Annotated in this window: 15 protein-coding genes; 7 read left to right on the top strand and 8 right to left on the bottom strand. The window is 71.9% G+C overall.

What is annotated here, in order from left to right; all coding sequences use genetic code 11:
* Positions 1 to 33: 33 nt before the first annotated feature.
* The 7 genes from OG624_RS21240 to pdhA form a co-directional block, all read right to left on the bottom strand.
* Complete coding sequence (locus OG624_RS21240; RefSeq protein ID WP_033214790.1) at positions 34 to 780, bottom strand: hypothetical protein; 747 nt, start codon at positions 778 to 780, stop codon at positions 34 to 36.
* Entirely contained in the window at positions 773 to 5,416 is a 4,644-nt protein-coding gene (locus OG624_RS21235) for a putative T7SS-secreted protein (RefSeq protein ID WP_051762403.1), read from the bottom strand. Before OG624_RS21235 ends, OG624_RS21240 begins: the two co-directional genes overlap by 8 nt.
* A gap of 3 nt (positions 5,417 to 5,419) precedes the next feature.
* On the bottom strand, positions 5,420 to 5,974 hold the full coding sequence (locus OG624_RS21230) for a hypothetical protein (RefSeq protein ID WP_033214792.1): 555 nt from the start codon (positions 5,972 to 5,974) through the stop codon (positions 5,420 to 5,422).
* The gene (locus tag OG624_RS21225) at positions 5,974 to 6,369 is read right to left on the bottom strand and encodes a hypothetical protein (RefSeq protein WP_033214793.1); all 396 of its coding nucleotides are present in this window, start codon (positions 6,367 to 6,369) and stop codon (positions 5,974 to 5,976) included. The genes OG624_RS21230 and OG624_RS21225 overlap by 1 nt, the downstream gene beginning before the upstream one ends.
* A gap of 169 nt (positions 6,370 to 6,538) precedes the next feature.
* Positions 6,539 to 7,972 (bottom strand): dihydrolipoamide acetyltransferase family protein, encoded by a 1,434-nt coding sequence (locus OG624_RS21220; RefSeq protein ID WP_033214795.1) that lies wholly within the window; start codon positions 7,970 to 7,972, stop codon positions 6,539 to 6,541.
* Between the two features lie 12 nt (positions 7,973 to 7,984).
* Positions 7,985 to 8,965 (bottom strand): alpha-ketoacid dehydrogenase subunit beta, encoded by a 981-nt coding sequence (locus OG624_RS21215; protein ID WP_030010542.1) that lies wholly within the window; start codon positions 8,963 to 8,965, stop codon positions 7,985 to 7,987.
* Positions 8,965 to 10,167, bottom strand: a complete 1,203-nt coding sequence (pdhA, locus tag OG624_RS21210) for a pyruvate dehydrogenase (acetyl-transferring) E1 component subunit alpha (protein ID WP_033214801.1) — start codon at positions 10,165 to 10,167, stop codon at positions 8,965 to 8,967. Before pdhA ends, OG624_RS21215 begins: the two co-directional genes overlap by 1 nt.
* A 327-nt stretch (positions 10,168 to 10,494) precedes the next feature.
* Between pdhA and OG624_RS21205 the strand changes: the two genes are divergently transcribed.
* Positions 10,495 to 11,157, top strand: coding sequence for a response regulator (locus OG624_RS21205; protein ID WP_033214803.1), 663 nt, complete (start codon positions 10,495 to 10,497; stop codon positions 11,155 to 11,157).
* Between the two features lie 120 nt (positions 11,158 to 11,277).
* Positions 11,278 to 11,694, top strand: a complete 417-nt coding sequence (locus OG624_RS21200; RefSeq protein ID WP_033214804.1) for a pyridoxamine 5'-phosphate oxidase family protein — start codon at positions 11,278 to 11,280, stop codon at positions 11,692 to 11,694.
* A gap of 70 nt (positions 11,695 to 11,764) precedes the next feature.
* On the opposite strand, the gene OG624_RS21195 is transcribed toward OG624_RS21200, so the two are convergent.
* A complete protein-coding gene (locus OG624_RS21195; protein WP_033214807.1) occupies positions 11,765 to 13,384 on the bottom strand; it encodes a protein kinase domain-containing protein in 1,620 nt (539 codons plus the stop codon).
* A 228-nt stretch (positions 13,385 to 13,612) separates the two neighbouring features.
* Here OG624_RS21195 and OG624_RS21190 point away from each other — a divergent pair, with 228 nt between their 5' ends.
* From OG624_RS21190 to OG624_RS21170, 5 genes are all read left to right on the top strand, one after another.
* Entirely contained in the window at positions 13,613 to 15,268 is a 1,656-nt protein-coding gene (locus OG624_RS21190; protein ID WP_033214809.1) for a protein kinase domain-containing protein, read from the top strand.
* Positions 15,269 to 15,440: 172 nt separating this feature from the next.
* Positions 15,441 to 15,935, top strand: a complete 495-nt coding sequence (locus OG624_RS21185) for a hypothetical protein (RefSeq protein WP_326748508.1) — start codon at positions 15,441 to 15,443, stop codon at positions 15,933 to 15,935.
* A 129-nt stretch (positions 15,936 to 16,064) separates the two neighbouring features.
* Positions 16,065 to 16,721: a PadR family transcriptional regulator gene (locus tag OG624_RS21180; protein ID WP_033214813.1), complete on the top strand. Its 657-nt coding sequence runs from the start codon at positions 16,065 to 16,067 to the stop codon at positions 16,719 to 16,721.
* A 25-nt stretch (positions 16,722 to 16,746) separates the two neighbouring features.
* Entirely contained in the window at positions 16,747 to 17,493 is a 747-nt protein-coding gene (locus OG624_RS21175; RefSeq protein ID WP_033214814.1) for an ABC transporter ATP-binding protein, read from the top strand.
* A gap of 101 nt (positions 17,494 to 17,594) precedes the next feature.
* A complete protein-coding gene (locus tag OG624_RS21170; RefSeq protein WP_244290635.1) occupies positions 17,595 to 20,351 on the top strand; it encodes an ABC transporter permease in 2,757 nt (918 codons plus the stop codon).
* Positions 20,352 to 20,390: the final 39 nt, after the last annotated feature.

Below are 20,390 nucleotides of genomic sequence, written 5' to 3'. Positions count from 1 at the left end.
GCGGAGGTTACCTCGCGGACCGTACGGACGCCCTCACGGGGAGCCCTGGACCCGCTCCAGCAGGGGCGCCGCCCAATCCGGCAGGGCGGCGGCCCGCGGGCGGGGCGGGCGGGGGTCCGAGGTGATGCCGATGCCGCCCGCCGGGTCGCCGTGGACGAACTGCCGCGACCACGCCAGCCAGGAACGCACGAACACGTTCGCGCTCCACGCCAGGGCCAGGGCGCCGCGCCGCTCGGGCACCTCGTACCAGTAACTGGTGAGCACCACGGCCCGGGAGACCGCCTCGTCCGGGTCCCGCGGCCGGGAATCGGTGGTGAGCCCGGCGGCCAGCACCGATGCCGCGAACCGGTTGTCCGCGAGCAGTCCGCCGCTGTCGCAGACGATCGAGTCCAGCAGGTCCGCCGGGAGGTCCACGGCGGCCCGCTCCAGCCGCGTCAGCAGCTCCGGCAGGCGCGGATCGCCGGCCGTGTCCGGGCCCGGGACCACCCGCAGGTCGGCCGGCAGCCCCTCGTCACCCCTGCGGGCGGCCAGCAGGTGCAGGTACGCCAGCGCGCGCAGGGTCTGCCAGCGGCAGAGCGTGTCGAGCAGCTCGACGCGGGAGGCGCGGAAGGCGAGCCGCACCGGCCAGTCGGCGGCCCGGACCTCGTCGCCGAGCACCCTCAGCTCCGCCGGCACCGGGGCCGGGAAGACCCGGCTGCGGCCCGGGTCGTAGGACGGCTCGGCGTGGTAGCCCGGCCAGTCGGGCGCGGGCTCGCGGGGGGTGGGAGCGGGGCTACTCATTGATCTCGTCGGGTTTCGGGGTGCGCCACTTCGCCTGATCCTTGCCATCGCGGGGGGTGATGTAGTTGGAGAGGTCCTCCGGCTCGATGTGGTACGCGTGGATCATATTGTCCTGGCGGATGATGGCCACCGGCCTGGACGGGTCGAGGCTGCGGTCGATGATGATCCGCGCCCCCGTCGCGTCGTCGACGTAGTTGGCCGGCGACTGCAGATGACCCCGCAGGTACTTCTCCAGTTTCACCTCGTCGCCGTTGATGCCTTTGAGGTAGTGGTTGTCCTTGCCGCTCTCCGCCTCGTTGAGCTGGTGGTCGACGCCCTGCGCCGCCCGGGTGCTGTCCGAGTAGGGCGCCAGCCCGAAGGGATCGCACCACCGATGGGGGTCGGCTACGTACGTCACCGGGTTGGGGGCCGCCGCCAGGCCCAGCGGGTCCGGGCTCAGGTAGCGGGCGGTCTCGGGGTCGTAGGTGCGGAAGTAGTTGTGGTGCAGGCCCGATTCGGCGTCGAAGTACTGGCCGGGGAACCGCAGGGGCGTGTACGCCGTGGCGTCCCGGTTCCAGGCCGTCGAGCCCCACAGCGTGGAGCGGCTGCGCCAGGCCAGTTCACCGCGCTCGTCGACGAGTTCGGTGGGCGCGCCCACCAGGTCGGTGACGATGGCGTAGAACCGCTCGTCCACCACCTCCTGGCGCGCGTCGAGCATCCGCTCCGTCTGCGCGATCGGCTGCAGACCGCGGTGGTCCCAGGTCAGGGCGATCCCGCCGGCCGCCTGCGCCGAGGTGCTCGTCTGCTCGCACAGCACGCTGCCGTCCCAGGTGAAGACCGTGCGCTCGGCCACCGCCAGGCCGTCGGGCGTCATCCGTTCCTTCGCCGTACGCCGCCCCAACGGGTCGTACGTGTACCGCCAGCGCGTCCCGTCCGGGGTGGTGACGGCGGTGATCCGGTCCTCGGCGTCCCAGGTGTAGCGCCAGGTGTCGGGCTTGCGCGAGAGCCGGGGCTTCTGGCGGAGCACCACCCGGCCGAGGGCGTCGTACTCGTGGCGGACCCGGCCCGCGCCCGTCAACCGGGTGCCCTCGTAGGTGCGCGGTCCGGTGGCGTCCTGGCCTCCGGGGTGGTCGCCGGGCCAGGACGCGGAGGTCTGGTTGCCGGCCTCGTCGTAGGCGTAGCGCTCGGTCCAGTTCTCGGCGTGCACCGCCGTCACCCGGCCGCGCGGGTCGAGGTCGAAGCTGCGCGGCCCGGCCAGCAGGTCGTCGACCGCGGTGAGGAGCCCGTCGGAGCGGTAGGTGTACCCGCGGCGCTGCACCACGGCCTGCCCGGAGCCCGTCAGCCGCTGCTCGACCAGCCGGCCGGTGTCGTCCCACGCCTGGTCGAGGGTGACGGCGTCGCCGTACCTACGGCTGAGTTCCTGGCCCGCCGCGTCGTGGGTGAAGTCGATGCGGCGGCCGGAGGTGGTCAGGGCGTCGTGGCGGCCGCCGACGTCGTACCCCCAGGTGGCCACGGCCCCCGTCGGGGTGGTCCGGCCGGTGCGGCGGCCCAGGGCGTCGTAGCGGTAGGTGAGGGTGCGGCCGTCGACCGTCTCCTGGAGGAGCCGGCCCGCCCGGTCCCGCAGCCGGGTCAGCACGCTGTCCCCGCACACCGCGACGGCGAGCCGGTCGAAGACGTCGTACTCGTACGTCGTCACCGTGCCGCCCGCGTCCTTGCGCACGGTGTGCCCCTGGGCGTCCCGTTCGAAGGTGATCCGCTGCCCGAGGGCGTCGGTGCGGGTGACGAGCCGGCTCGCGGGATCGTAGCCGTAGTCGAGCGCCCGGCCGTCGAAGTCGGTCTCCCGGACGAGCCGGCCCGCCGGGTCGTAGGCGTACTCCCAGGTCATGCCCTGCGGATTGCGGACCTCGGTCAGTCGCAGCTCGGCGTCGTACGCGTAGGTGTGGCGCGCGCCGTCGGCGTCGGTGCGGGCGGCGAGGAGGTCGAAGTGGGTGTACTCGAAGTGCACCGCCCCGGCGTCCGGACCGTCCCCGTCCGTACGGGTCAGGCAGTTGCCCTCGCCGTCGTAGGTCCACGAGCGGCGGCGTCCGTCCGGGTCGGTCCGGTGCAGCGGCTTGCCCTCGACCGTCCACTCCATGCGCGTGACCGCGCCGAGCGGGTCGGTGACCGACGTGATGCGCCCGAAGGCGTCCCGTTCGTACGTGGTGGTGGCGCCGAGCCGGTCGGTGACGGCGAGCGGCAGCCCGGCCCGGTCGGTGCGGATCCGGGTGACCGCGCCCATGGGGTCGGTGACGGTGGTGAGGTGGCCGTGCTCGTCGTGGCCGAAGTGGGTGACCGTCCCGTCGGGGCGGCCGACCGAGGTGCGGTTCGCGCGTTCGTCGTAGGTCTGGCGGACGACCGAGCCGTCCACGGAGACGACTTTGACGGGACGCCCGAGGTCGTTGTACTCGGCGCGCGCCTCCCGGCCGTCGGGCCGGACGAAGGAGACCAGGCGGCCCGTGTCGTCGAAGGTGCTGCGGGTGGTGTGGCCGAGCGGGTCGGTGTGCGCGATCCGGTGGCCGCCGCCGTCGTACGCGTACCGGGTGACCGCGCCGAGCGGGTCGGTCTCGGCCACCACCCGGTAGCGCTCGTCGATCAGATAGCTGCGGGTGTGCCCGGCGGCGGTCGTCATCCGCGTCACACGGTGACCGGTCCGCGGGTCCACGTCGTCGTAGCGGAAGGTGAGGGCGATGTGGCCCGCCTCACCGGCCTCCGCGACGCACCGGTCGAGGTCGTCGTAGGCGTACTCGTAGCGGCGGTCGTTCGTGTCGGTCCACGCGGTGATGCGGGCGCGGTCGTCGTAGGTGAACCGCAGCGGCAGTCCGGAGGAGTTGGTGACCTCGGTCAGGTTCCCGTCGGTGTATCCGTACGCGAGGACGCGGCCGCCGCCGACCAGGTGCAGGGCGGTGATCCGGCCGCCGTCGGTCTCGAAGCCCAGTCGGTAGCCGCCGGAGTGGGAGATGCCCAGCGGTGTGCCGTGCGCGTCGTACTCGAAGACGACGTGGTTGCCGTTCGGATCCTCCAGTTGGGCGATCGGCGCGATGCCGTTCTCGGCGCCGTCGACCGGTGGGGTGAACCGGCGCACGGTGCCCGTCATCGGGTCCGTCAGCGTCCAGTCGCCGTCCGCGGTGCGCGCCAGCGGCCGGCGCGGGCCCGACGCCGACACGGGCAGCACGGGCACACCGGGCGCGGGATGCGGATAGCCGACCCGCAGGCCGTCCTCGGAGACCAGGACGACGCCCTTCGCGTCGATCTCCAGGTGCTGGTCGATCGTGGAGGACCAGGTCGGGCCGAACCAGCGGCCCGCCAGGTAGCCGGACTCCGCCCGGCGGGTGAACGCGAACGGGAAGGTACCGGGGAGGACCAGGTCCGTCTGCGGGAGGTACATCCGGCCGGTGGCGAGGTCGACGGGGTCGGTGCCCTCGCTGGGCTTGTCCCCGTCGGACCGCTCACCGTGGTGCGGTCCGTGCCGGTCGGTCTCCCTGCGGCCCGGACCCTTCGCGTCGTCCAGGTCGTCCAGGTGCCGTGCGGCCGAGCCGGCCTTCTTGGCGGCGCCCAGGCCCTTGGAGCCGATGAGTTCGGGCAGGATCTTGCCCACGCCCTCGGAGGGGTCCTTCATGAACTCGTCGAGCATCTGCTTGCCCGCGCCCCACGGGTCGTTGGCCATGGTGACCAGACCGGCGGCCGTCGAGTTGAGGTTCGTCATGTACTCGGCGGGATGGGTCAGGTTGTACGGGTCGGTCGGGTTCAGGGCGCGGGCGAAGTTGACGAGGCCGGCGGTGCCCTTGACGACACCGCCGGCCAGGTGGGTCTGCGCGAGGTCCAGGTAGTCCATGCCGTCCTGGAGCTGCGCGGCGTACGAGGGTTTGGGCGGGGCCGCGTCACGGGCCGCCCGGATCGCCGTACGGGCCGTCTCCGCGACCTCGTTGCGCTGTTTGCGCGCGGTGTCGAGCTTGTCCTGGGCGGCCTTGGCCAGCGGAACGCCGGGATCGGTGAAATCGTCCGCCGGTCGCGGTGGCAGCGTGTCCTTCTTCGCCTCGACCGCGTCCTTGTAGACGTCGATCGACTTGTTGTAGGCGTTGCGCGCGTCCTGCGAGGCCTTCTTGGCCTTGTTGTAGTCCTCCAGGGCCTCCTTGGCCTGGCCCTGCGCCCACTCCACGGTGTCGGCGAACCGGTTGATCGCGTCGGCGGCCTTGCCGAAGGACTCGGCCGCCTTGAACCAGCGCGGCGGCTCCTTGGCTATCGCGTCCCGGAACGCGTCCGCCGAGGCGCCCTTCAGACCGTCACCCTCCAGGGCCTTCAGGCCGTTGCCGACGAGGGTGAACGAGAGCTCGAAGTCGCTCAGGTGCGAGACCTGCGCGCGGATCTTCGACACGCTGCCGTAGACCAGCTTCTTCGGGTCCTCGGTCTGCCCGAGCTCCATCTCGGCGACGTCCGCGCCGAGCTGGTTGGCGGCGGAGCGGCTCTTGTCGCGGATCCAGTCGCCCGCCTCGTCGAGGCCGACGTCCTCCGCCACGTCGGCGACCTTGTCGCCGGTCCACTCGATGGCGTCGCCGACGTCCTCGACCCGGTCCTCGGCCCAGTCCTCGACGGAGTCCGGTACGAAATCCCTCCAACCCATCGGTCAGCGCCCCCCGTCCGCCTGGTCCAGCAGGTCCTTCAAGGAGCCGATCTTCCCGCTGGAGGTCAGCTTGTCCCCCGTGTCCGACCAGGTCTGCTCGATGTCCTGCGCGCTCTTCTCGAACGACTCCGCGCTGTAGTCCGGCTTGTAGACGTCGGCCCGGAAGATGTCGCCCCAGCCCTTCTGCTCGATCTCGTCCTCGCTCGCGTGCGGGTTGCCGTACGCGGCGTTGGCCGCGACCTTGAACGCGCCCTGGAGGTACTGGTCCTCCTCCCACACCGTGCCGGCGGCGATACCGAGGGAGCGCGCGAGGGTACTGGCGTTCTGGACGAGGCTGCGCACGCCCCATTCCCAGAGCTCGCAGAAGTCCTCGAAGTCGGTGGCCAGCCCCATGTGGCCGGCCTCCATGCCGGTCATGGCCAGGTCGCCGAAACCGGCCCCCTGCGAGGCGCCGGCCGCGTCCGAGGACTCGCGCAGCTCGGCGATGGCCCCGCGCAGGCCCTTCTGGATGCCCGCGACCGCGGCCGGCGAGACCTCCAGGTCCCCGTCGCCCGCCATCAGGCGGCATCCGTACGGTCGACGGCGCAGGCCTCGGGCACGATGCCCACGACCGGCGGGAACAGCATCGCCGCGTTCTCGTCGGCCACGTTCACCGCGACGCCCGCCGGTCCGTCGATCATCGGGACGATCACGTCGACCAGCCGTGCGCCGAGGATCGCGAGGTACTCCCACTCGCGGTCCCCGGCCCCGCGCGCCTGCGCGAAGCGGGCGAGGGCCGCCTCGTCCGTGAACGCGTACACCCAGCGGACGCCGCCCTGGACGGCGGACATCAGGCCCCCGCCGGGCCCGTGCTCCAGCGGGGCCAGCAGCACCGACCTGCGAAACTCACCCACCAGGCGCCCGGGTTCACCCGCTCCGTCGTGGTAAGCGGCGATTTCTTCGGTCAGTTCCATCCGCTGGTCCCCTCTCGTACGAGCAGTGGCACGACAGAAGAAACGTATCCCGGACGTCGGACGGTTCCTCCGACACCCGTTGTATCTCGGCGACTTCATGGCCGCGCGAAGGCCGATGGCCGGTCTCCACGAGGGAGACCGGCCATCGGGTGGGGCGTTCTACGTGTTGCTACGACCAGGTGATCAGGCGGCGGGGGTGTTCCAGGACCGACGCGATGTCGGCCAGGAAGCGGGATCCGAGCTCGCCGTCGATCAGACGGTGGTCGAAGGACAGCGCCAGGGTGGTGACGTGGCGCGGCTTGACCTTGCCCTTGTGGACCCACGGCTGGAGCTTGATCGCACCGACCGCGAGGATCGCGGACTCGCCCGGGTTCAGGATCGGCGTACCGGTGTCGACGCCGAAGACGCCGACGTTGGTGAGGGTGATCGTGCCGTTCTGCATGTCCGCCGGGGAGGTCTTGCCGTCACGGGCCGTGGCGACCAGCGCGGACAGCGACTCCGACAGCTCGCCGAGGGTCTTGGCGTGCGCGTCCTTGATGTTCGGGACGATCAGCCCGCGCGGGGTCGCCGCCGCGATGCCCAGGTTGACGTAGTGCTTGAGCACGATCTCCTGGGCCGCCTCGTCCCAGGACGCGTTGACGTCCGGGTTGCGGCGGACGGCCACCAGCACGGCCTTGGCGATGAGCAGCAGCGGGTTGATCCGCAGCCCCGCGAGGTCCGGGTCGGCCTTCAGCTCCTGGACCAGCTTCATCGTGCGCGTCACGTCGAAGGTGATGAACTCGGTGACGTGCGGCGCGGTGAACGCCGAACCGACCATGGCCTGGGCGGTGACCTTGCGGACGCCCTTGACCGGGATACGGGTCTCCCGCACCGAGGCGTCGACCGCGGGGGCCGCGGCCTGCGCGACGGGCGCGGCCACCGCTGCCGGGGCGGCGGCCGGAGCCGCCGCGGGGGCGGCTGCCTGCGGGGTGATCGCCGCGGCGGCCGCCGCGTGGACGTCCTCCCGGGTCACGACCCCGCCGTCGCCGGTGGGGACCACCGAGGCCAGGTCGATGCCGAGGTCCTTGGCGAGCTTGCGCACCGGCGGCTTGGCCAGCGGCCGCTCACCGCTCGGCTGCGCCGGGACCGCGGGGAGCGGCGCCGGTGCGGCCGGAGCCGCCGGAGCGGGCGCGGCCACCGGGGCCGCCGTGCCGTTCTGCGCGGCCACGGCGGGCGCCGGGGCGGCCTTGCGCGGGCGGCGCTTGGTGGAGGCCTCGGAGACCCCGTAGCCGACCAGCACGGGCTGGCGGGCGGCCGGGGCCGGCTCGGCGGCGGCCGGGGCCGCCTCCACGGCCGCGGCGGCGGGGGCCGGGGCCTCCGCCTCGCCCGTCTGCACCGAGATGATGACCTGGCCGACGTCGACCGTGGTGCCCTCCTCGAAGAGGAGCGCGTGCACGACACCGTCGAACGGGATCGGCAGTTCCACGGCGGCCTTGGCCGTCTCGACCTCGCACACGACCTGACCGTCGGTGACCGTGTCACCGGGCTGGACGTACCACTTGAGGATCTCGGCCTCGGTGAGGCCCTCGCCCACATCGGGCATCTTGAATTCGCGGATGGTCATGACGCGGGTCTCCTAGTACGCCAGCGAGCGGTCGACGGCGTCGAGCACCCTGTCCAGGCCGGGCAGGTACTCGTCCTCCAGGCGGGCCGGCGGGTACGGGGCGTGGAAACCGCCCACGCGCAGGACCGGCGCCTCCAGGTGGTAGAAGCACCGCTCCGTGATGCGAGCGGCGACCTCCGCGCCCACGCCGAGGAAGACCGGCGCCTCGTGGACGACCACGAGCCGGCGGGTCTTCTCGACCGAGGCCTGGATCCCGTCGAAGTCGACCGGGGACATCGAGCGCAGGTCGAGGACCTCCACCGACTTGCCCTCCTCGGCGGCCGCGGCGGCGGCCTCCAGGCAGACCTTCACCATCGGACCGTAGGCGGCCAGGGTGACGTCCGAGCCCTCGCGGCTGACGCGCGCCTTGTGCAGCTCACCGGGGATGGCGTCGAAGTCGACCTCACCCTTGTCCCAGTAGCGGCGCTTCGGCTCGAAGAAGATCACCGGGTCGTCGCTGAGGATCGCCTGCTGGAGCATCCAGTAGGCGTCGCTCGCGTTCGAGGGCGAGACCACCTTGAGGCCCGGCACGTGCGCGAAGAGCGCCTCGGGGGACTCGCTGTGGTGCTCGACCGCGCCGATGCCGCCCGCGTACGGGATACGCACGACGACGGGCATCTTGACCTTGCCCAGGGCGCGGGCGTGCATCTTCGCGAGCTGCGTGACGATCTGGTCGTACGCGGGGAAGACGAACCCGTCGAACTGGATCTCCACGACCGGCCGGTACCCGCGCAGGGCCAGACCGATGGCGGTGCCGACGATGCCGGACTCGGCGAGCGGGGTGTCGATGACCCGCTCCTCGCCGAAGTCCTTCTGCAGACCGTCGGTGATCCGGAAGACGCCGCCGAGCTTGCCGACGTCCTCACCCATGATCAGGACCTTGGGGTCCTGCTCCAGCGCCTTGCGCAGCGACTCGTTGAGCGCCTTGGCGATCGACATCTTTTCGACAGCCATCAGTGACCCTCCTCGAAGGACGCGAGGTAGGCGGCGAACTGGGCGCGCTCCTCGTCGACGAGCGCGTGCCCGTCCGCGTAGACGTTCTCGAAGATCGCCATGGTGTCCGGGTCGGGCATGGCACGCACGGCCTCGCGCACGCGCTTGCCCATCGCCTCGCTCTCCGCCTCCAGCTCCGTGAAGAACGCCTCGTCGGCGCCCCCGGTGGCCAGCAGGTGGGCCTTCAGGCGCAGGATCGGGTCCTTCGCCTCCCAGGCCGCCGTCTCCTCGTCCCGCCGGTACTTCGTCGGGTCGTCGGAGGTGGTGTGCGCGCCCATGCGGTACGTGAACGCCTCGACCAGGGTCGGGCCCTCGCCGCGGCGGGCCCGGTCCAGGGCCCAGCGGGTCACGGCCAGGCAGGCCAGCACGTCGTTGCCGTCGACGCGTACACCCGGGAAGCCGAAGCCCTGCGCGCGCTGGTAGAGCGGCACGCGCATCTGGCGCTCGGTCGGCTCGGAGATCGCCCACTGGTTGTTCTGGCAGAAGAACACCACGGGGGAGTTGTAGACGGCGGAGAAGGTGAACGCCTCCGCGACGTCGCCCTGGCTGGACGCGCCGTCGCCGAAGTAGGCGATGACCGCGGAGTCCGCGCCGTCCTTGGCCACACCCATCGCGTAACCGGTCGCGTGCAGCGTCTGCGAGCCGATGACGATCGTGTAGAGGTGGAAGTTGTTGGTGTTCGGGTCCCAGCCGCCGTGGTTCACGCCGCGGAACATGCCGAGCAGGTTGGTCGGGTCGACCCCGCGGCACCAGGCCACGCCGTGCTCGCGGTACGTCGGGAAGACGTAGTCCTCGTCGTTCAGCGCCCGGCCGGAGCCGATCTGCGCGGCCTCCTGGCCGAGGAGCGAGGCCCACAGGCCCAGCTCGCCCTGACGCTGCAGGGCGGTCGCCTCGCCGTCGAACCGACGGGTCATGACCATGTCGCGGTACAGCCCGCGCAGGTCCTCGGTGGTGATGTCGGCGACGAAGGGGGCGAACTCGGCGTTCTCCGCGTTGTCGACGCGGTCCCCTTCGGGCGTCAGCAGCTGTACGAGCTGAGGTACGGCGTCCTGCGTCTGCGCGGTGGCAGCGGCGGGCTTGGCGGCGGCGTTCGCCGCGCCTGCCGCCCGCTTGGTGCCGCTGCTGCGTCGCGGCTTGCGCGCGGCAGTGCTCTCCACGGTCACGTGTGCTCCTCCGTCGGTCCGGCACCCGGGTTCTCCGGGGTCCAGTGCGGCTCACCTGTATCCGTAACGAGCGCACGGGGTGGGTGCGCCTCGCGTACGGGGATTCAGGCGTGACAGGTGTCCCGGCGAGTGCCCTGCGCAATGCACGTTACCCAGTGTGTCGCATAACTGCGAAACCCCGTTTGACCTGCGTTTTTGCTTGGATTTCCTAGTAAAGACGCAGCAACGGGAACAACCACTGGTCACAGCCTTGCAGGGGCCGGGAACAACGGCACGTTATCCCGGGTAACTCCGGCAGGGAAGGGGTGAGTGTGTGAAACTGACTTCGTGCGCGAAGACGGAAAAATCAAGGTATTCCTCCTGGACGACCACGAAGTGGTGCGTCGGGGCGTCCACGAGCTCTTGTCGGTCGAAGAGGACATCGAGATCGTCGGCGAGGCCGGTACCGCCGCGGATGCCTTGGTCCGGATCCCCGCCACCCGTCCCGACGTGGCCGTCCTCGACGTGCGCCTCCCCGACGGCAGCGGTGTGGAGGTCTGCCGCGAGGTCCGCTCGCAGGACGAGGGCGTCAAATGCCTGATGCTGACCTCCTTCGCCGACGACGAGGCACTGTTCGACGCGATCATGGCCGGCGCCTCCGGTTACGTGCTCAAGGCGATCCGTGGCAATGAGCTGCTGAGCGCCGTACGCGACGTCGCCGCCGGCAGGTCGCTCCTCGACCCGATCGCCACCGCCCGTGTGCTGGAGCGGCTGCGCGACGGTGGCAGGACCGGCCGAGGCGACGACCGTCTGGCGAACCTCACCGAGCAGGAGCGGAAGATCCTCGACCTGATCGGCGAGGGTCTGACCAACCGCGTGATCGGTGAGCGCCTGCACCTGGCCGAGAAGACGATCAAGAACTACGTCTCCAGCCTGCTCTCCAAGCTGGGCATGGAGCGCCGCTCCCAGGCTGCCGCCTACGTGGCCCGCCTGCAGGTCGAGCGCCGCTGACCCCACCGCTCGCGCACACTCCCGCCGTCACGCTTCGTGGCGGTACGCGGGACCAAGGTCCTGGGTGCTCGGGGCGGGCTGCTCTTCCCCGACGGGTGTCGGTGACCGAGAGTGGACGCCATGTCCCCCGAGGAACTCCACGCCGTCGACCTGCTGCGCCGGGTGCCGTACGGCCGCGTGGCCACCAGCATGCGCGCGCTGCCGTTCCTCGCGCTCGCCCGGCACATCGTGGTGGACGGCGGGGTGGTTCTGAGAATGCATTCCGGTTTCGGCCACCACCAGGCCTGCGACGGCAGTGTGGTGGCGTACGGGGCCGACAATTCCCATTCGTCCGACGCGGAACTCTGGTCGGTCCAGTTCACCGGAACGGCGCAGGTCATCGAGCCCACCAACGCCGAACTGGAGCTCTTCGGTCCCGTTCCGCATTTCATCGACGGCCAGGTCTTCGACCCCGTCCACATGCGTATCGAACCCCAGTTCGTCACTGTGCACTCGCTCGCCCGGAATCCGGACCGGCGGTACGAGCACGCGCTCTGACCCGCACTCACGCGGATACGGGGACGGGCCCGGCGGAATCAATTCCGCCGGGCCCGTCCCCGTATCCGTCTCACTCCTCCGAGTCGGTGGCGCCGCCCCCGCCGGGGCCGCCGGCGCCCCCGCCACCGGCGCCGCCGTCCGTGGGCTTCGTCGACGGCTTCGTCGACGGGCTCGTCGAGGGAGTCGTCGAGGGCTTCCCCGACGACGAGGCGCTCGGCGATGCCGTGCCCGTCGGCGAGTGCGTCGCGGTGGGCGTCGGCGTCGGGCTGAAGCTCTGCTGCCGGCTACGGGTCGGCGCGGGCGAATTGTCGTTGGTGGACGGGGTGTTGTCCTGCGTCTGCGGCGGCTGGGTGACGTTCGGGGCCGAGGACTGGCTCGGCTGACCGCCCGGGGTGCTCTGGGTGGTCTCCGGCTTCTTCTTGTCGCCCTGGCCCACGGTGTTGACGGCGTAGGCCACGCCGCCCATGACCGCCACGATCGCGAGGACCGCGAACAGCCAGCCCTTCCAGCGGCTGCCGCCGCGTTCCTCGTAGGCGTCGTATCCGTCGTAGCCGCCGTTGCCGGCCTGGCCGTGGCCGCCGGGGAAGGCCGAGCCGTCGTCCGGGTTCAGCGACGGCACCATCGGCTGCTGGAACTGCGAGGTCGAGGCGTGCGCCCCGTACTGCTGCTGGGCGCCGTTCGCGGGCAGGGGCATGGCCGTGGTGGCGGAGGCCCCGCCCCGCCCGTGCGGCAGGGTCATGGTGACCGGACCGGTGCCCCAGGTGCCGGTGTTCGCCCCTTGGTCGTGCAGCATCTGGAGCGCGTACTGGACCAGCCCGCGCATCTCCTCGGCGCTCTGGAACCGGTCGTCCGGGTCCTTGGCGAGGGAGCGCATGACCAGGCCGTCGAGCTCCTGCGGGAGGTGGCGACCCTCCGGCAGCTGCGAGGGCGGCACCGGCGCGTCCTGGACGTGCTGGTAGACCACCGACAGCGGGGTCTCACCGGTGAACGGGGGACGCAGCGCGAGCAGTTCGTAGAGCAGACAGCCGGTCGCGTACAGGTCGGAGCGGTGGTCGACGGCCTTGCCGAGGGCCTGCTCGGGCGACAGGTACTGCGGGGTGCCCATGACCATGCCGGTCTGGGTCATCGTCGACTGGGCGCCGTGCAGGGCGCGGGCGATGCCGAAGTCCATCACCTTGACCGCGCCGGTCTCGGTGATGATGACGTTCGCGGGCTTGATGTCGCGGTGCACGATGCCGTGCTGGTGCGAGTACGCGAGGGCTTCGAGCACGCCCGAGGTGATGATGAGCGCCTGCTCGGGGCCCGGGGCCTCGGCACTGAGCAGGAGGTCGCGGATGGTGCGGCCCTCGACGAGCTCCATGACGATGTACGGGACGGTGTTCGGACCGACCTTGTCCTCGCCCGAGTCGTACACGGCGACGACGGCGTGGTGGTTGAGTCCGGCGACGGACTGCGCCTCGCGCGTGAAGCGGGCCTTGGACACCGGGTCCTCGGCGAGGTCCGCGCGCAGCAGCTTCACGGCGACCGTGCGGCCCAGGCGGACGTCCTCGGCCGCGAACACCTCGGCCATGCCGCCGCGGCCCAGCCGGTGCGTCATCCGGTAACGGCCGTCTCCCACCAGGCCGCCGGCGCCCCAGTGCTCAGGACCATCGGTCATCCCGGCGCCGTTTCCATCGGGTTCGGGTGCCATCAGTCCTCGCCGTCGTATCTCTCGGTCGCCGCTCAGCGGTCGTCCTCTTCGTCGGTGCTCCGGTGAACGCTACAGCCTCGGAACCGGTCACCGTTCGGACAAGGCCGCCTGTGCACGTGTGGTCACGGAACGGGCACCTGGCTTGACGTGTGCTTGCCCTGCGGCAGACTGGGCGCCAATGCGCCCGGCCAGCGGCGTGGGGACACATCCCGAGGGGAAGCAACAGTCATGAGCCAGGACGGCACTCAGGGCCAGTACGCGGGCGGCTCTCTGGCCGGTGGCCGTTACCAGCTAAGGGACTTGCTCGGTGCGGGCGGCATGGCGTCCGTGTACCTGGCGTACGACTCGGCCCTCGACCGACAGGTCGCCATCAAGACGCTGCACAGCGACCTCGGCCGCGAGCAGTCCTTCCGCGAACGGTTCCGCCGCGAGGCCCAGGCTGTAGCGAAACTGTCGCACACGAACATCGTCTCGGTATTCGATACGGGCGAGGGCGAAGTGACGTTCGGCGGCGCCGCCGCGGGTGACGGCGCGGTGATGCCGTACATCGTCATGGAGTACGTGGAGGGCCGGCCGCTGGGCTCGGTGCTGGAGGAGGACATCCGCCAGTACGGGGCCATGCCGGCCGACAAGGCGCTGAAGGTGACGGCCGATGTGCTGGCCGCGCTGGAGACCAGCCACGAGATGGGGCTCGTCCACCGCGACATCAAGCCCGGCAACGTCATGGTGAACAAGCGTGGCGTGGTCAAGGTGATGGACTTCGGCATCGCCCGCGCCATGCAGTCGGGGGTCACCTCGATGACGCAGACCGGCATGGTCGTCGGCACCCCCCAGTACCTCTCGCCCGAGCAGGCGCTGGGGCGCGGGGTCGACGCCCGTTCCGACCTCTACTCCGTCGGCATCATGCTCTTCCAGCTGCTGACCGGACGCATCCCCTTCGACGCGGACTCGCCGCTGGCCATCGCGTACGCCCACGTGCAGGAGGAGCCGGTCGCCCCGTCCTCCGTGAACCGGTCGCTGACCCCGGCGATGGACGCGCTGGTGGCGCGGGCCCTGAAGAAGAACCCGAACGAGCGCTTCCCCACGGCCGCGGCCATGGGCGACGAGGTCGCGCGGGTGCTGGGCTCCGGGCAGACCGGTGCGCCGGTCATCGTCCAGGGCCAGGCTCCCCTGAGCAGCGGCGCGGGCGTGGCCTCGGCCGTGTTCCCGCCGGTGGAGTCCGGGTACCAGGCGCCCCCGCAGTCGGTGCAGCAGCCCTACCAGGCTCCGCACACCCCGACGCCGACCCCCTACGCGCCGACGCCGGCCCCGCAGCAGCACGCGCAGGGTGGCTACGCCTACCCGCACACGCCGGCGCCGCAGCAGTACGCGCCCCAGACCCCGCCGCCGTACACGATCTCCCCGTCCACGGCGGCCACGACCTCGGGGTCCGGTGGCGGCAAGCGGAACATGCCGGTGCTCGTGGGCGCGATCGCGGTGGCGTTGCTGGCCGTCGGCGGTCTGATCGCGGCGCTCTCGATGGACGGCGACAAGGACAAGGGGACGACCGCGGACCCGGGGGCCTCCACGTCCGCCGGCGCCTCCGCCAAGGCCGGGTTCAAGGGGCCCGACACCACGCGCACGATCGACCCGAAGAAGTGCACGGAGCCGGTGAAGCACTACAGCGAGTCCGGCAAGTACATGGCGCCGGACTTCAAGTACAAGAACCTGCTCTCGGTGAAGGAGTGCATCCAGGCCTCGGGCGGCAGGTACAAGATCGAGACGAAGGACGAAGCCGTGTACGGCAAGGACACGGTGCTGTTCCAGACTCCGGCCGCCGGGGACAAGATCGACAAGGAAGGCACGGAGTTCACGCTGACCGTGTCGACCGGCAACCCCGAATAGCGCGAAGGACACCGCCGCACGGCGGCGCGGCAGGGCCGCGGTCCGACACACCGGCATCCCGGGCACCCTTATGGGGCGTCCGGGATGCCGCTTTTGCCCCACTATGTAAATCTGGGCGCATATCTCTGACGCGCAGCGAGCAGCTCGTGGCTCGGGACGGGAGGGGCTCCCCGTGATCCAAGGCTTCCGCCCGCCGCACTGGCTGGCCTGCGCGGCCCTCGCGGCCGCCTCCCTCGCGCCCACCGCCTCCGCCTACGCCGGCCCCTTCCTCGCCCCGTCCCGGCACGTCGCGGCGCCCGCCTCGCCCGCCTCTTCCGTCCCACCCGACGTCCCCTACGAGGAACTGGCCGGCAGCCTCGCCGGCGTCGGCCGCGAGCACCCCGGGCGACCGGTGGGCGAGCCCGCCAACCCGGAGCTGGTGGTGGCCTCCCGACCCAGGGCGCCGGTCCGCCCGCACACCGAACCCTCCCCCCGACCGACCATCAGCCGCGGCACCGACGACATCACCGCCCCGCTCCCCCCGCCGTCGGTGGTCACCGCCCTCGGCACCGGGACCAACGACCGGGCCGCCGACCTGGCCGCGCACATACTGCCGCTCGGCACCGGATTCGCCCTGATGGGCCTGGGCCTCGGCTACCTCGGAGTGCGCCTGCGCCGCGGGATCTGAGGCACCCGGACCACCTGACCGGGGCCCGCTCCGGGCCGACTGCCGGTCCGTTCCGGGCGGGCGTCCCCCCTGAGGCGTACACCTCAGGATGGTTGCAGGGAGTGAACATACTCGGTATACATACCGAGTATGTCGATCCGTCACGGGCTACTCGCCCTGCTGGAACGGGGTCCTCGGTACGGCTCCCAGCTACGCACCGAGTTCGAATCCCGCACCGGCTCCACCTGGCCGCTCAACGTCGGGCAGGTGTACACGACCCTCGCCCGTCTCGAACGGGACGGCCTCGTCGCACCCGACGGCGAGGACGCCGCCGGCCACACCCTCTACGCCATCACCGACGCCGGGCGCACCGAGCTGCTCCAGTGGTACGAGCGCCCCGTGGACCGGGCCAACCCACCCCGCGACGAGCTGTCCATCAAGCTCGCCATGGCCGTGGGCGCGCCCGGCGTGGACATCCGCGCCGTCATCCAGTCCCAGCGCCACGCCACGATCAAGGCGATGCAGGACTACACCCGGCTCAAGGCCACGGCGCTCGCCGCGGTCGAGAGCGGCCGGTCCCACGAGCGCGACGACGTGGCCTGGCTGCTCGTCCTGGAACAGCTGATCTTCCAGACCGAGGCCGAGGCCCGCTGGCTGGACCACTGCGAAGCCCGGCTGGTCCGGCTCTCCCTGCCGGCCGACCGGAGAGCCGCCGAAGCCGAACCACCCCAGGCCGCCGCGGCCGAGACCCCGGCCCCGCCCACCACCGACCGGCCCTGGCGTACCGCTCGTACGCGTCGTGGCTGAACCACCGTTCCAGGGGGGACACTCCATGCCTGACCAGCCCCAGTCCCAGCGGCCCGTACTGCAGTTGGACCAACTCGTCCGCACGCACGGCAGCGGCGCCACCGAGGTGCACGCCCTGCGGGGGATCAACCTCTCCGTGTTCCCCGGCGAACTCGTCGCCGTCATGGGCCCCTCCGGCTCCGGCAAGTCCACGCTGCTCACCCTCGCCGGCGGCCTCGACACCCCGAGCAGCGGCCGGGTGATCGTCGAGGGCACCGACATCACCACCGCGAGCCGCAAGCAGCTGGCCGCCCTGCGCCGCCGCAGCATCGGGTACGTCTTCCAGGACTACAACCTGATACCGGCCCTCACCGCCGCCGAGAACGTGGCACTGCCCCGGGAACTCGACGGGATCTCCGCCCGCAAGGCCCGCGCCTCCGCGGTCGCCGCGCTGGAGGAGATGGGCCTCGGTCAGCTCGCCGACCGCTTCCCCGACGAGATGTCCGGCGGCCAGCAGCAGCGCGTGGCCATCGCCCGCGCCCTCGTGGGCGACCGCCGCCTGGTCCTCGCCGACGAGCCGACCGGCGCCCTCGACTCCGAGACCGGCGAGTCCGTCCTCGCCCTGCTGCGCGCCCGCTGCGACGCGGGCGCGGCCGGGATCCTCGTCACGCACGAGCCGCGGTTCGCCGCCTGGGCCGACCGCGTGGTCTTCCTGCGCGACGGCAGCGTGGTCGACGAGACCCTGCGCAGCCACGCCGACTCGCTCCTCTCCGGGCAGGCGGCCGGCCAGTGACCTCTCCGCTCCAAGGCTGGTACCACTCCTGGATCGCGGCCCTGCGCATAGCCCGCCGCGACGCCTGGCGCGCCAAGGGCCGCAGCGCCCTCGTCCTCGCGATGCTCGCCCTGCCGATCATCGGGGTGAGCGCCGCCGACCTCACGCTGCGCAGCGCCGAACTCTCCCCCGAGCAGTCGCTCACCCGGATGCTCGGCGCCGCCGACGCCCGGGTGAACACCTCGTACATGTCCGGGGCCATCAACCAGAGCCCCGACGGCAAATCCTCCGCGCCCGTCGGCGGCTACAAGAACTTCGACCCCTCGAAGTCCCCGCGGGAGAAGCCGGCACCGGTGGAGGCCGCGCTCCCGCCCGGGGCCCAGGTCCTCAAGGACACCGGCGGCTACGCCAAGGTCCGCACCACGCACGGGCTGCTCGACACCCACCTGCGCGAACTCGACACGCACAGCCCGCTGGTGAAGGGCCTGATCACGCTCGACCGCGGCCGACTGCCCGAGAGCTCGGGCGAAGTCATCGCCACCCAGGCCTTCCTGAGGGACTCCGGCCTGTTCGTCGGCTCGTCGGTCACCCCGCGCGGCGCCACCTCCCCGTACAAGATCGTCGGCGCCTACGAGCTGCCGGACGAACTGGAACGCCCGCAGATCATCGCCCCGCCCGGGACGCTGATCGCCCCGCTGAACAAGGCGGTGGCGGACACCGGCGGCCGCGCGGTGTCCCCCGACGACACCTACCTGGTCAAGGTCGGCGGCGCGGGTGTCACCTGGGACGCCGTCAAGGCGGCCAACGCCAAGGGCCTGGTCGTCATCTCGCGCGCCGTCATCCTCGACCCGCCCGCCGACTCCGAGGTCCCGCTCTACCGGGACGAGCCGAAGGCCATGTTCGAGCGCGACGGCAACAGGGTCGTCCAGATGGCCATCCTGGCCACTGTCGCGGGCCTGGCCATGCTGGAGATCTGCCTGCTCGCCGGACCGGCCTTCGCGGTCGGCGCCCGCCGCTCGCGCCGCCAGCTCGGCCTGGTCGGCGCCAACGGCGGAGACCGGCGCCACATCCGCTCCATCGTGCTCTCCGGCGGCCTGGTCCTCGGCGCTGTCGCCGCCGTGACCGGAACCGTCATCGGCGTCCTGCTCACCGTCCTCCTGCGGCCGGTGCTGGAGGGGACCCTCGGCAGCCGCTTCGGTGGCTTCGACTTCCGCCCCCTGGAACTGGCCGGCATCGCCCTGCTCGCCGTGATCACCGGCCTGCTCGCCGCGATCGTCCCCGCCGTCACCGCCTCCCGGCAGACCGTGCTGGCCTCGCTGACCGGCCGTCGCGGCATCCGCAAGGCCAACCGGGTGCTGCCCGTCCTCGGCCTGATCGCCGTCGCCGCCGGCGCCGCGATCGCCCTCTACGGCACCACCTCGCGGCTCGGCAGCACCGTCGTGGCGGGCGGCAGCGCCCTCGCGGAACTCGGCATCGTCGCCCTCACCCCGGTCCTGGTCGGCCTGTTCGGCCGGCTCGGCCGGTGGCTGCCGCTGTCGCCGCGGCTCGCGCTGCGCGACGCCGTGCGCAACCGCGGGCGTACGGCCCCCGCCGTGGCCGCCGTCCTGGCCGCCGTCGCCGGAACCGTCGCCGTCGCGACGTACGAGCGGAGCAACGACGTCCAGATGCGCCAGGAGTATCGGGCCGACCTGCCGCACGGCACCGGGGTGCTGACGGCCCACGAGAACAGCGAGTACAAGCAGGTGCCCGCCCTGCGCGAGACCCTCTCCAAGCAGCTGCCGCTGACGCAGCGGGCGGACTTCGAGCGGCTCGTCGTCGGCAAGCCCAGCTGCGAGTCCTTCGCCTCGGAACCCGGCTGCGGCCGTGTCGAGGTCATCACGCCCAAGGAGCAGCGCTGCCCGCTCTACGAGGACCCCAAGGGCGGCGAATCGTTCCCGCTGGAGCGGCAGAAGGAACTGCGCCAGGACTGGCGCTGCCAGGAGTCCCGGTACGGCACGCAGTACCCCGTCCTCGTCGGCGACGAGAAGGTGCTGAGCGTGCTCGCGGTCACCGACCCGGGCTCCGTGGCCGCCCTCAAGGCCGGTCAGGCCGTCTCCTTCGACAAGCGCCAGATCAAGGACGGCAAGCTCACCCTGCGGGTCATCACCGACCCGGGGGAGAACGACATCATGCGCGGGCACTACGACGAGACGCCCGGTGAGGACAAGGTCCTCCCCGTCCACCAGGTACCCGACTCGGTCGTGGGCTGGGGCGTCGAGCTGATCCTGCCGCCCTCGGCGGCCAAGGCCGCCGGACTGGCCACCGCGCCCGTGGGCTCGTACTTCAGCCTCGACGGGATCCCGACCAGCGAGCAGCGCCAGAAGCTGGACGGGGAGATCGACCGGATGGGCCTGGACACCTCCCTGCGCATCGAGAAGGGCTACGAGGGCGACAACAGCCTCGCCATGCTCGCCCTCGCCATCTTCGCGGGGATCGTCACCATCGGCGCGGCCGGCATCGCCACCGGGCTGGCCCAGGCCGACGCCGAGGCCGACCTGAAGACGCTGGCCGCGGTGGGCGCCGCGCCGCGGGTCCGGCGGACGCTGAGCGGCTTCCAGTGCGGGGTGGTCGCCGTGATGGGCGTCGTCCTGGGCTCGGCCGCCGGAATCCTGCCCGCCATCGGCCTGCGCCTGACGGAGCAGCGGGTGGCGGAGACGCTCCGCCTGGAGTCGATCGAGCAGGGCTTCACGCCGGTGACGGAAGCGGTGCCGTTCGTGCCGATCTCCGTCCCGTGGGAGACCCTCGGCGGGCTGCTCGTCGTGGTACCGCTGGGCGCGGCCCTGCTGGCGGCCCTGGTCACCCGCTCCAGCGGCGCACTGGCCCGCCGGGCCGCCGGGTAGCTCCGAGGCCCGGAACCGGTACCAGGCTGGTGCCCCCGT

The sequence above is a fragment of the Streptomyces virginiae genome (assembly GCF_041432505.1).
In the GTDB taxonomy this organism is placed as follows: domain Bacteria; phylum Actinomycetota; class Actinomycetes; order Streptomycetales; family Streptomycetaceae; genus Streptomyces; species Streptomyces virginiae_A.
This window is presented reverse-complemented; position numbering and strand designations above follow the sequence as displayed.

Coding starts and splice junctions, on each gene's coding strand:
- OG624_RS21190 (WP_033214809.1), top strand. CDS start 13,613: ATGAGCCAGGACGGCACTCAGGGCCAGTACGCGGGCGGCTCTCTGGCC.
- OG624_RS21195 (WP_033214807.1), bottom strand. CDS start 13,384: ATGGCACCCGAACCCGATGGAAACGGCGCCGGGATGACCGATGGTCCT.
- OG624_RS21215 (WP_030010542.1), bottom strand. CDS start 8,965: ATGGCTGTCGAAAAGATGTCGATCGCCAAGGCGCTCAACGAGTCGCTG.
- OG624_RS21180 (WP_033214813.1), top strand. CDS start 16,065: ATGTCGATCCGTCACGGGCTACTCGCCCTGCTGGAACGGGGTCCTCGG.
- OG624_RS21175 (WP_033214814.1), top strand. CDS start 16,747: ATGCCTGACCAGCCCCAGTCCCAGCGGCCCGTACTGCAGTTGGACCAA.
- OG624_RS21240 (WP_033214790.1), bottom strand. CDS start 780: ATGAGTAGCCCCGCTCCCACCCCCCGCGAGCCCGCGCCCGACTGGCCG.
- OG624_RS21225 (WP_033214793.1), bottom strand. CDS start 6,369: ATGGAACTGACCGAAGAAATCGCCGCTTACCACGACGGAGCGGGTGAA.
- OG624_RS21230 (WP_033214792.1), bottom strand. CDS start 5,974: ATGGCGGGCGACGGGGACCTGGAGGTCTCGCCGGCCGCGGTCGCGGGC.
- OG624_RS21170 (WP_244290635.1), top strand. CDS start 17,595: ATGCTCGCCCTGCCGATCATCGGGGTGAGCGCCGCCGACCTCACGCTG.
- OG624_RS21220 (WP_033214795.1), bottom strand. CDS start 7,972: ATGACCATCCGCGAATTCAAGATGCCCGATGTGGGCGAGGGCCTCACC.
- OG624_RS21235 (WP_051762403.1), bottom strand. CDS start 5,416: ATGGGTTGGAGGGATTTCGTACCGGACTCCGTCGAGGACTGGGCCGAG.
- OG624_RS21200 (WP_033214804.1), top strand. CDS start 11,278: ATGTCCCCCGAGGAACTCCACGCCGTCGACCTGCTGCGCCGGGTGCCG.